The sequence below is a fragment of the Martelella mediterranea genome, assembly GCF_004342225.1.
Taxonomy (GTDB): Bacteria; Pseudomonadota; Alphaproteobacteria; order Rhizobiales; family Rhizobiaceae; genus Martelella; species Martelella mediterranea_B.
In genome coordinates, this window is record NZ_SMAR01000011.1 from 24,855 (window position 1) to 36,819 (window position 11,965).

Below are 11,965 nucleotides of genomic sequence, written 5' to 3' on the forward strand. Positions count from 1 at the left end.
TTGCAGGCTTGCAGGCCTGCTGTATGTCTTTGTCACCGTGGTTGCGGTGAGGCAAATGCGGCCCGTTTTTCAAAAAGGCCGCATCGGATCATCGTGTGAAAGACTGAGCGTTGCCCGCATCCACATTGATGATATTGCCGGTCGATTTTGCTGACATGTCTGACGCAAGGAAGTAGATCGCTTCTGCAATATCCTCCGGCAGAACCGAGCGTTTCAGCATTGACCGATCGCGATAATGCGCTTCCAGATCATCGGTCGACATCTTGTAGGCGGCAGCGCGCTGCTCTTTCCACTCGCCTGTCCAGATTTTCGAGCCGCGCAGCACCGCATCCGGATTGACCGTGTTGACACGGATCTGGGCGGCCGCCCCTTCCAGCGCGAGGCAGCGGGCCAGGTGGATTTCCGCAGCTTTGGCGGTGCAATAGGCCGATGCGCCGGGCGATGCGGCGAGCCCGTTTTTCGACGAGACGAAAACCACATTGCCGCCCGCATTCTGATAGCGGAACAGGCGGAAGGCTTCGCGGGAAACCAGAAAATATCCGGTCGCCAGAATGCCGATATTCTTATCCCAGAGTTCCAGCGTTGTGTCTTCAATCGGCGCCGATGAGGCAAGGCCTGCATTCGACACCAGAATATCAAGTCCGCCGAATTCTGCCACGGCGCTGGCGAAGCCGTTGGCGACATCGGCCTCATCCGTTACGTTCAGATGAACGGTGCGCACAATGTCCTTGCTGAACGCATCAGAAAGCTCTCCCTTCGCCGTTTCAAGAGCATCATCGTCAATGTCGGCCAGCACAACACAGGCCCCTTCGCGCGCCATGCGGATTGCGGTTGCCTTGCCGATGCCGCCCGCACCGCCGGTGATCAGTGCCACCTTTGCGGCAAGTGGCTTCGGCTTTGGCATACGCTGGAGTTTGGCCTCTTCCAGCAGCCAGTATTCGATGTCGAACGCCTCCTGTTCGGAAAGACCCTGATAGGTCGAGACCGAAGAGGCGCCACGCATCACATTAATGGCATTGACGTAGAATTCAGCGGAAATACGTGCAGTCGCCTTGTCCTTTGCGAACGAAATCATGCCGACGCCGGGCACCAGGTAGATGACCGCATTCGGGTCACGCATCGGCGGTGAGGTTTCACGCTTGCAACGCTCATAATAAGCGGCATAGTCATCGCGATACGCTTCAATGGCTGCGCCCAGGCCTTCAACCGTCTTGTCGATATCCGGGTTTTCCGGGTCGAAATCGATAACAAGCGGACGGATTTTGGTGCGGAGAAAGTGGTCCGGGCAGGATGTGCCGAGCGCTGCCAGCGCTTCAAGCTCATGCGAGCAGACGAATTCCAGTACGGCGGGTTGATCGTCGAAATGGCCCAGTTTGCCTTCGGTTTCGGAAATCATACCGCGGATTTTTGGCATCAGCTTTCCGGCGACTGCGCGTCGCTCGTCGGCATCAAGGGTCTTGACCTTCTCTCCGCCGAAGACCGGTCCCTTAATTTCTGCATCCAGCCAGCTCATCGCCTTGTTGATGATTTCGAGCGTCGTCTCGTAGCTTTCCTTCGCTGTGTCGCCCCAGGTGAACAGGCCGTGACTTTCCAGAATAACGCCACGGGCATTCGGGTTCTCAGCGCAGAATTTCTCAAGCCACAGACCAAGCTCGTAGCCGGGGCGTTTCCACGGTAACCAGCCGATCTCGCCACCGAAAATCTTCTCGGTCAGTGCTTTGGAATCTATGGATGCGGCAATCGCGATAATAGCATCGGGATGCATATGATCGACATGCTTTTTCGGCACATAGGCATGCAGCGGCGTATCAATGGACGCCGCGCGAGCATTCAGATTAAAGGTGCAATGCGGCAGGTAGCCGACCATTTCGTCTTCATGTTCCGGCCCACGATAAAGGCCCTTCAGCGCCTTCAGCTTGTCCATGTAAAGCGTTGCAAAGCCGTCCATCTTGATCGTGCCGACATCGCCGCCTGAGCCTTTGACCCAGAGAACTTCTACCGTTTCGCCGGAAAGCGGATCCTTTTCCATAACCTTGGCGGATGTGTTGCCGCCGCCGTAATTGGTAATCCGCTTGTCGGAGCCAAGCAGGTTGGAGCGATAGAGCAAAAGCTCGGCCTCGCTCATATTGGCGGCCTTGCCTTCATCCCACAGGTTCTCAAGCCGGTTTGTCCGGTTACTTGTCGACATGTCTTCCTCCCGTTTGCGCGAGCGGGGTCTGGGCCAGCTCACCGTGTTCTGTCAGAAAATTCATGCGAAAATAGCATTTGTCAATCAAAAACGATCAAGATCAATCAAAATTGGTCTGAAGGTCATTGTTTGTGATTATTGATGATTGACAATGACGAAAAATATCTCAATTCTGTCGGCTGAGGAGAGGTTCATGCACGAAAAAGAGCGTCATCGCATCATCCTGTCAGCGGTGCAGGAACGGCCGGTTGTAACGGTTGCCGAGCTTGTTGAGCTGACGGAAAGCTCCGAGGCGACAATCCGGCGCGACATTGCGGCGCTGCATGTGCAAAAACGCTTGAAGCGGGTGCGTGGCGGTGCAGAAGCGCTGAGCCCGCCCCAGTTTGTCGGTCTTGCCGGTCGTCCGTTCAGCGTGAATGAAACGATGAACGCCCGGCAGAAGCAGGCCATTGCGAAGGCTGCTGTGGCCCTTTGCGATGATGGCGATTCCATCATCATCAATGGTGGAACCACAACCTTTCAGATGGTGCATCATCTCGCCAACAGGCGCATGCAGGTGTTTACCAATTCATTTCCGATTGCCGAGCATCTGCTCAAACACAGCAAAAACACGGTCATGGTTTCCGGGGGTGCCATTTATCGCGAACAGAACATCATCCTGTCGCCGTTTGAAAACGATGTGACCCGGAACTTCTGGGCCAGGCGGATGTTCATGGGCGCGCAGGGGCTTGGGCCGCTCGGGCTGATGGAAACCGATCCGCTGCTGATACAGGCCGAACAGAAGCTGATTGATCAGGCTGATGAGCTGGTTGTTCTGGCGGATTCTTCAAAGTTCACGCGACGGTCCAGCCTTATTCTGTGCGGGCTGAACCGGATTGCGACCGTGATTACAGATTCCGGCATGGCGGCATCGGATGCCCGCATGCTGGAGGAGGCCGGTGTGTCGGTGATTATCGCCGATGCCGAAGCGATGGAGGAAACCGGCTCAGCCTGATTTTGGAGGAAAACAGGCCGGGCCTTGTTCATCAATGGAGGAGTAAGATGAGCATTTTGAAAAAAGTTCTGATCGGGGCGATGGTTTCCACCGCGCTGATCGCGCAGGGCGCCAATGCGGCTGACAAGAAAATTGCGCTTGTCGTAAAAGCACTGGGGATCGGCTTCTTTGAAGCTGCAGCTGATGGGGCCAGGGAAGCCGCTGAGGAAATTGGTGATGTTGAACTGATCTATACCGGCCCGACCGACACCACAGCTGAAGGCCAGATTGATGTTATCAACTCGCTGATCGCGCAGAAGGTCGACGCCATTGCCATTTCCGCCAATGATCCGGATGCGGTTGTTCCGGCGCTGAAAAAGGCGATGCAACGCAGTATCAAGGTCGTTTCATGGGATTCCGGTGTGGCGCCGGAAGGCCGCATGGTGCACCTCAACCCGTCATCAAATCCTCTGATCGGAAACATGATCATCAAGCTTGCGGCTGACAATATGCCGGATGGCGGTGAGGTCGCCGTGCTCTCTGCTTCGGCAACCGCCACGAACCAGAACATCTGGATCGACGAGATGAACAAGGTCAAAGGCGACTATCCGAATATCGATGTTGTCACGACGGTTTACGGGGATGACCTGTTCGATAAGTCCTATCGCGAGACACAGGGCCTCATTCAGTCCTATCCGGATCTGAAAGCGATCATCGCGCCGACATCCGTTGGCATTGTGGCGGCCGCTCAGGCCGTGACAGATGAGGGCAAGATTGGCGAAATCAACGTCACCGGGCTCGGGTTGCCATCTGAAATGGCTGCCTATGTCGAAAACGGTGCGTCTGAATCCTTTGCCATCTGGAACCCGATTGATCTCGGCTATGCCGCTGTCATGCTGTCCAACGATCTGATTGATGGTGCGGAAGCCAAACCAGGCGCAGAGCTTTCCATGGGCCGCCTTGGTGAGCTGACGCTTGACGATGACAACGCTGGCGCCATGGCCGATCCGTTTGTCTACGACAAGTCGAACATCGACAAGTTCAAGGATATCTTCTGAGAAACGTCTCAGCCGCGAGCAGCCCCGTCAAAGGCGGGGCTGCCCAAGATATTCATTCAGACAGACGTTTCCGGCAGGCAGTTATGTCCAAGACACATCCATCTGTGGTTGCCGCAATCGCGCTTGACGGCATCACCAAAACCTTTCCCGGCGTTAAGGCGCTTTCTGATGTCTCGCTCAGGCTTTATCCGGGCGAGGTCACGGCTCTTGTCGGCGAAAACGGCGCGGGAAAATCGACTCTGGTGAAGATTCTGACCGGGATCTATCAGCCTGATTCCGGTTCAATTTCAATGCGTGAAACACCGGTCACCTTTCCGACCGCTGAGGCCGCCACGCACCACGGTGTGACCGCCATTCATCAGGAAACGGTTTTGTTCGATGCGCTCACTGTTGCGGAAAACATCTTCATTGGTCACGCGCCCAGAAACCGGTTCGGTCTTCTCGACTGGAAGAAGATTAACCGTGAGGCGAGGGCCATTCTGGATGCCATCGGCGCGCGGATCGATCCGCATCACCGGCTTTCAGAACTTGGGATTGCCAACCGGCACATGGTCGCGGTTGCGCGGGCTTTGTCCGTGGATGCTCGTGTCGTCATCATGGACGAACCGACCGCGGCCTTATCACAAAAGGAAATCGAAGAGCTTTACGAACTGGTCGAGCAACTGAAGGCCGATGGTAAGGCAATCCTTTTTATCTCGCATAAATTCGATGAAATCTTTCGCATTGCGGATTGCTACACTGTGTTTCGTGATGGTGAAATGGTCGGTGAGGGCCTTATCACCGATACGAACGAAAGTGCGCTTGTTGAGCTAATGGTGGGCCGTCCCGTCGGGCAGGTCTTTCCCAAACAGGATGTGGCCATTGGTGCGCCTGTGCTTACAGTTGCAGGCTATCGTCACCCTACGGAATTCGAGGATATCCACTTCACCCTGAGAAAAGGTGAAATTCTGGGTTTCTATGGTCTTGTCGGTGCGGGCCGTTCCGAGTTCATGCAGGCGCTCTTCGGTATTACCAAACCATCGGCTGGTGCCGTGCGAATTGATGACGAGATTGCCGTCATCCGCTCACCGTCGGAGGCGGTTCGGCAAGGTATTGTTTACGTGCCGGAAGAGCGCGGAACGCAAGGCGCGATCACGGCCATGCCGATTTTTCAGAATGTCACCCTGCCATCGCTGCAAAACGTCTCTCACAAGGGCTTTGTCAAAATGGCCGAGGAATTCGCACTGGCGCGGGAGTATACCGAGCGACTGGATTTACGGGCCGCATCGCTGGATCAGCCGGTTGGCAACCTTTCCGGCGGCAACCAGCAAAAGGTGGTGATTGCCAAGTGGCTGGCCACCAGCCCGAAGGTGATCATTCTTGATGAGCCGACAAAGGGTATCGACATCGGCTCGAAATCCGCCGTTCACGCCTTTATGAGCGAATTGGCAAGCCGGGGGCTTTCGATCATTATGGTTTCGTCGGAAATCCCTGAAATCCTCGGCATGTCCGACCGGGTGATTGTCATGCGTGAGGGACGTATCGTTTCCCAGCTTTCGCGGGCCGAAATGTCGGCGGAAAGACTGGTGCGTTCTGCTGCGGGCATCGGGGAGGCTGCATAATGGCTGCTTTTCTGAAACATCGTGAAGTTTTGCTTCTGGTCGCAATCGGGCTTCTTGTCGGGGCGATCGAGTTGCGTTTTCCCGGTTTCGTCGCGCCGGGTAATCTCGCTTCGATTTACAATGATACTGCGATCCTGATCATTCTGGCGCTGGGTCAGGCTGCCGTGATTTTAAGCCGCGGTATCGATCTTTCAATTGCCGCCAATCTTGCGCTGTCCGGCACGGTTGCCGCTCTCTTGAACGTGGCTTTCCCGGATCTTCCGGTTATCTTTTTACTTGCCGCTGCTGTCATCAACGGGACTGTTCTCGGTGCGATCAATGGCCTGCTGGTCTGGCGCCTTTCGATCCCGCCGATTGTCGTGACGCTTGGAACGATGACGATTTATCGTGGGATTATTTTCCTTCTTACCGGCGGTGGCTGGGTGAACGCCCATGAAATGACGGATGCCTTCAAGGCTGTTCCGCGCGCAGTGTTTCTGGGGCTGCCTGTCTTGTCGTGGTTTTCGCTGGCAGCCATTGCAGTCATGGTCGTGGTGCTGACCCGCACCCGCCTTGGCCGCGCATTTTATGCTGTCGGCGGCAATCCCAATGCGGCCGTCTATACCGGGATTTCTGTCGGGCGCACGCATTTCTTTGCCTACCTTCTGGCCGGTGCACTGGCGGGGCTTGCCGGATATCTCTGGGTTGCGCGTTATGCGGTTGCCTATGTCGATATCGCCAATGGTTTTGAGCTGGATGTGGTCGCCGCCTGCGTTATCGGCGGCATTTCCATCGCCGGCGGCGTGGGAACGGCCATTGGCGCTGTGCTGGGTGCCCTGTTTCTCGGCATCATCAAGAATGCGCTGCCGGTCATCGATATTTCACCGTTCTGGCAGATGGCGATTTCCGGCGCGGTGATCATCATCGCTGTTGCTGTGAATGCCCGTGCTGCGCGGCCAAAGGGCCGTGTCATTCTGAAGAACGCGGAGCATGCGTTATGAGCATTGCCGACACTCAAACCGATAATGCGCCAGCCCGTCATGTTCCTGACCGTTTACACGGACGCGGTCACAGATGGCTGAAAAGCTGGGAAAGCCTGCTGATCGCGGTTGCAATCGCAATCTTTGTCGTCAACAGTTTTGCCTCGCCTTATTTTCTCGATGCCTGGAACCTTTCGGACGCGACATTCAACTTCACCGAAAAGGCTTTGATTGCCTTTGCCATGGCTCTGGTGATCATCTCCGGGGAGATCGACCTGTCAGTCGCTGCCATCATTGCGCTGGCATCCACGGCCATGGGCTATGCGCTTCAGTTTGGCGCCGGTACGCCGGAACTTGTTGCCATTGGTCTCGGGGTCGGTCTCCTGTGCGGTGTTTTCAATGGCATTCTGGTGACCGGTCTCGGGCTTCCATCGATTGTGGTGACAATTGGTACGATGAGCCTTTTCCGCGGTCTTTCCTATGTCATTCTCGGTGACAAGGCCTTTACCGGATACCCTTCAGACTTTGCCTTTTTCGGGCAGGGCTATGTGTTCTGGGTGGTCTCGTTCGAACTGGTGCTGTTTGCCGTCATGGCGGTGATTTTCGGTATCGTGCTGCATATGACAAGCTTTGGCCGCATGGTTTATGCAATCGGTAATAACGCAACGGCAGCACGCTTTTCCGGTATTAGGGTCGGGCGCGTGAAGTTCATGCTGTTCCTGCTCACCGGGCTGATGTCAGGGCTTGCCGCGATATGCCTGACGTCACGTCTGGGCTCAACGCGTCCATCAATCGCCTTTGGCTGGGAGCTTGAAATTGTGACGATGGTCGTGCTGGGCGGCATCAATATTCTCGGTGGCTCTGGAACAATACCGGGTGTTGTGCTGGCTGCAATCATTATGGGTCTCGTCACCTTTGGTTTCGGACTGATGAATGTTCCCGGTATCGTCATGTCGATCTTCATCGGTCTTCTGCTGATCGGCGTGATTGCCATTCCGGTTCTCTATGGCCGCTTTGTTCAGCACATGCGTGCACGCAAAGGCGGATTATGATGCAGACGCCGGTTCGCAACATTGCCGTTATCGATATCGGCAAGACCAATGCCAAGGTGATCGTCTATGATCTGCTGAAGGCCTGTGAAGTGGATGCCCGGTCTCACCGCAATGCGGTGACCGGCACAGCGCCTTATCCGCATTTCGAAACGGATGAACTGTTTGGTTTTGTCCTTTCAGCCCTTTGCGAACTCCATAAGCTTCACGGCATTGACGCGATATCTGTGACCACCCACGGCGCAACAGTGGCGCTCTTGAATGACAGGGGCGGTCTTGCTCTGCCTGTGCTGGATTATGAACATACCGGCCCGGACGAGACCGCTTCGGCCTATGATGTGATCCGGCCTTCATTTGCCATGACCGGCTCGCCGCGCCTTTCAGCGGGGCTGAATATCGGTGCACAGCTCTTCTGGCAGAAAGAACGTTTTCCGGAAGCCTTTGCCTCGATCGGCTGCGTGCTGCCCTATCCGCAATACTGGGGCTATCTTCTGACGGGCAATCGTGCCGGTGAGGTGACCAGCTGGGGCTGCCATTCCGATCTCTGGTCACCGCGTCAGCGCAGCTTTTCTCCACTCGTGGAAGCCTTGGGCCTTTCAGATAAAATGCCGCCTTTGCGCGGTGCCGACCAGCAGCTTGGCTCCATTTTGCCTGAGATTGCGGCAAAAAGCGGTCTTCCTGCCGGTTGCCCGGTTTATACTGGCATCCATGATTCCAATGCGTCATTGCTGCCGCACCTCTGGTCGAGGCGGCAGCCGTTCTCGGTGGTCTCGACCGGGACCTGGGTGATTGCGATGTCTGTGGGTGGACGCTCGCCAACCTTGGATGAAAGGCGTGACACGCTGATCAACGTCAATGCCTTCGGGGAGCCTGTGCCCTCCGCGCGTTTTATGGGCGGGCGGGTTTTTGAAGTGGCTGCGCCTGCGGAGGACGTTGTTGCCACTGATGACGACCGTGCAGCGCTGCTGCGTGACAGTCTTATGCTGATGCCCTCTGTCATTGGCGATACAGGGCCGTTTCAGGGTGTTATCGGCGGCTGGACGGATGATGAGGAAACGCTGACGCCGGGTATGCGGCTTGTCGGTGTTTCCTGGTATCTGGCGCTGATGACGGCGGTTTGTCTCGATCTGACTGCCGCCTCAGGGCCGGTGATCGTCGAAGGCCCTTTTGCAGAAAATGCGGATTATCTGTCGATGCTGTCGGCAGCTGTCGGCAGGCCGTTGTTTAAAAGCACAGGAAGCGGCACGAGTGCCGGCGCAGCCGGCCTCGTGATCGGCGATGTCGCGCCACGTGTTCAGGTGTCGCGGAGCATTGATCCACCGGAGAATTTCGATACGCTCGCCACATATGCGGAAGCATGGCGACACAAAGCCGAGCGGATTGAAACCACGATGCCAGATCTGTCCTGAAAATTGCGAAGCCAGAACCCATCCAACGGATGTCCGGGAGCCATCGTTATTCTGGCGGGAGTATTGCGCAGTCCGATGGAAACATCTGACATCCGCGGAGATGCGTTAGCGCCGTGCGTCCATTCGGACGCACAAAGGACGCTCTGACTTGTTCAATCTACGCATCGTGCCATCCGAAAATCGATTCCAATTTTCAGGCCTCAAGCTGTCTGCGGGCGGCAGCGGCTTCCAGGTCGAGATGGCCGCGCAGTCCGTCGGGCATATTCAGATGCCCGGCCAGTGCTTCAAGATAGCGCTGCTCCTCCGGCGTATCCGGGTCAATCGTCAGCGCTGAGGCCAGATAGATTTCGGCACGCTGCTCATTTGTCCGGGCCAGTGCGCTGATCGTTGCCGGATCCGCGGGGGCTCCAAAATAATCGAACAGAACCGCCTTTTCTTCCGCGCCCAGACCGATCTTCTGAATCTGATCATGAATGCGGCTGTGTTCTTCCTGATCGATATGATCGTCGGATTTCGCAGCAGCGATCATCGCCCGCATCAGAGACAGGCGGAAATCGTGGCCTTCATTGTCATGATCATGTTCAATGTCGAAGCCGCTGTCGGCTGGCGGTTTCGGCAGGTTAAGCGGCTGCTGCTCAGTGCCGGACGTCTTGTTTTGCTGCCAGTCGCGGTAGGCCTTGTAGGCAAGACCAGCCACGGCCGCCATACCGCCATATTTAATGGCCTTGCCGCCCAGCTTCCGGCCCTTTTTCGATCCCAGAAGCAAGGCAATCGCGCCTCCGGCTGCAGCACCACCGGCCAGGCCGCCCGGAAGGCCGGACATGCCAACGGCAGACTGAGACTTTCCGCCTGCCTGATGGTTTGAAGACTGTCCTGAAGAGCCGAGAAAACCTTCCAGCAGCTTGTTGATATCCATATCCGGTGTGCCCTTTTCATTGGTGTTCAGCCAACTGAACTGGGAGGTGTTTGTGCGCTTTTCAAGGCGCTCCTCTTTTTGTGAATACGGCACGAAAAAGCCCCGGCGAACCGGGGCTTGTCTGTGTGTTCTCGTCAGGCTTCAGCTGGTTTTCAAGAAACGCCGTGAACTTCAGCAGCGCGCTCGGCTGAAATCAGGCCGTTCTTGATGTCCTGGCGCACTTTTTCCGGATCGCGCTTCTTCGGGTCCCCATAGCCGCCACCGGCTCCGGTCATGATGCGGATCACATCATCCTTGTCGACGCGCAGGCCGGAAATGAATGCATAGCGTTCTTCTGAACCATCCTTGCGGCGCACCAACGCATAATTGTTTGAACCTTCATTGCCGCCATCCAGTGACCACGGCTTCATCTTTGAGCGGGTGTACCCGATGGTGAGGAAGGAATCGTCACGGCGGATACGGTAGTCAAGCTTGATACCGCGCCCGCCTGTCCACTGGCCTTCGCCGCCTTCTTCGAGGTTCAGTTCCATCCGGTCGATAATCAGCCCGTTTCTGGCTTCGGAAATTTCTGCCGGGCAGTTGAAGGTTTCACCGTGAACGGCGGAGAAGATGGCGCTGTTGCCATCATAGCCCTTTTCAGCGCCCCAGCCACCGATTTGCGGTTCGATGATCGTATACTGGCGCCCGGTATCGGGATGAATGCCGCCGATAAACGTGCCCGCAATCGAGGCGAAGTGGCCAGCGGGGATCCGGCCATCCATGTGCGGTGCGAGGCAGCGGCAGATCAGATCATAAACGCGGATGCCGACTTCATAGTAAAAGCCGACGGCAGCCGGTTCTTTTGCATGGAAGACGGTGCCCTCGCGCGTCAGGAGTTTTACCGGACGGAAGGTGCCTTCATTGGCGGAAAGCGCCGAATCCGTCAGAGATTTGAAGGCCACCTGCGTGGAAACCAGCGCGTCGTCGAAGCTGGCATTGAACGGACCATCCCCCTGTTCCGGATTATCTCTCAGATCGACAATGAATTCATCTTCGGTGATCGTCAGCTTAACGTTGAAGAAGCTGCCGTCATCCTGCTCTTCGGTGAGTTCAAACGTGCCGTTCGGCAGTTTGGCGATTTCAGCGCGGGACTTCTGTTCACCCACCGTGATGAAGTTTTCAACAGCGGTCTGGAAGGTCTCGACACCGTATTTCCCGGCAAGTTCAGCAAGCCGCTTGGCGCCGATGCGCACAGAAGCGATTGCGGCCCAAAGGTCGCCCTCGATGAAATCGGGCATGCGGGAGTTGACCATAATGACCTCGAACAGAGGCTTGATCGGCTCACCCTTGGAGATCAGCTTAATAGCGGGAAGGCGTAAGCCCTCCTGAAATATCTCACGGGCGTCCGCCGACATGGAACCGGGCGCCATACCGCCGATATCGGAGTTATGGGCAATGTTGGCTGTCCAGGCGATCAGCGTGCCATCCACGAAAACCGGCATGGCAACGATCAGGTCGTTCAGATGCGTCACACCGCCATAATAAGGGTCATTGGTGATGAAGACGTCGCCGGGTTCGATATCACCCGGTCTGGAGAATTTTTCTGCCAGCACCTTGACCGATTTGTCGAGAACGCCGACGAAGCCGGGAATGCCTGCGCCGGAGCTTGCCAACTGGCCTTTGGCATCCAGAACGCCGGTGCCCATGTCGAGCACTTCATAGATGATCGAGCTCATCGCCGTCTTGCGCATCGCCGCAAACATTTCGTCAGCGGTGGCCTGAAGCGAGTTCTGGATGATTTCCAGCGTGATCGGGTCTTTGATTGCAGTCATC

The 11,965-nt window shown here is 56.2% G+C and carries 9 protein-coding genes; 6 read left to right on the forward strand and 3 right to left on the reverse strand.

What is annotated here, in order from left to right; genetic code table 11:
- Positions 1–88 precede the first annotated feature (88 nt).
- Complete coding sequence (locus EDC90_RS09155; RefSeq protein WP_132310769.1) at positions 89–2,188, reverse strand: bifunctional rhamnulose-1-phosphate aldolase/short-chain dehydrogenase; 2,100 nt, start codon at positions 2,186–2,188, stop codon at positions 89–91.
- 193 nt (positions 2,189–2,381) lie between these two features.
- On the opposite strand from EDC90_RS09155, the gene EDC90_RS09160 reads away from it, so the two are divergent.
- The 6 genes from EDC90_RS09160 (at position 2,382) to EDC90_RS09185 (ending at position 9,237) form a co-directional block, all read left to right on the forward strand.
- Complete coding sequence (locus EDC90_RS09160; protein WP_132310771.1) at positions 2,382–3,182, forward strand: DeoR/GlpR family DNA-binding transcription regulator; 801 nt, start codon at positions 2,382–2,384, stop codon at positions 3,180–3,182.
- 47 nt (positions 3,183–3,229) lie between these two features.
- Entirely contained in the window at positions 3,230–4,219 is a 990-nt protein-coding gene (rhaS, locus tag EDC90_RS09165; RefSeq protein ID WP_132310773.1) for a rhamnose ABC transporter substrate-binding protein, read from the forward strand.
- Between the two features lie 83 nt (positions 4,220–4,302).
- Complete coding sequence (locus EDC90_RS09170; RefSeq protein WP_245511002.1) at positions 4,303–5,820, forward strand: sugar ABC transporter ATP-binding protein; 1,518 nt, start codon at positions 4,303–4,305, stop codon at positions 5,818–5,820.
- Positions 5,817–6,800, forward strand: a complete 984-nt coding sequence (locus EDC90_RS09175) for an ABC transporter permease (RefSeq protein ID WP_132310775.1) — start codon at positions 5,817–5,819, stop codon at positions 6,798–6,800. The genes EDC90_RS09170 and EDC90_RS09175 overlap by 4 nt, the downstream gene beginning before the upstream one ends.
- Positions 6,797–7,831, forward strand: a complete 1,035-nt coding sequence (locus tag EDC90_RS09180) for an ABC transporter permease (RefSeq protein WP_132310777.1) — start codon at positions 6,797–6,799, stop codon at positions 7,829–7,831. Before EDC90_RS09175 ends, EDC90_RS09180 begins: the two co-directional genes overlap by 4 nt.
- Positions 7,828–9,237, forward strand: coding sequence for an FGGY-family carbohydrate kinase (locus EDC90_RS09185; RefSeq protein WP_245511003.1), 1,410 nt, complete (start codon positions 7,828–7,830; stop codon positions 9,235–9,237). Before EDC90_RS09180 ends, EDC90_RS09185 begins: the two co-directional genes overlap by 4 nt.
- A 193-nt stretch (positions 9,238–9,430) precedes the next feature.
- On the opposite strand, the gene EDC90_RS09190 is transcribed toward EDC90_RS09185, so the two are convergent.
- Positions 9,431–10,246: a tellurite resistance TerB family protein gene (locus EDC90_RS09190; protein WP_207903881.1), complete on the reverse strand. Its 816-nt coding sequence runs from the start codon at positions 10,244–10,246 to the stop codon at positions 9,431–9,433.
- Between the two features lie 59 nt (positions 10,247–10,305).
- Positions 10,306–11,964, reverse strand: a complete 1,659-nt coding sequence (locus EDC90_RS09195; protein WP_132310781.1) for a hydantoinase B/oxoprolinase family protein — start codon at positions 11,962–11,964, stop codon at positions 10,306–10,308.
- Position 11,965: the final 1 nt, after the last annotated feature.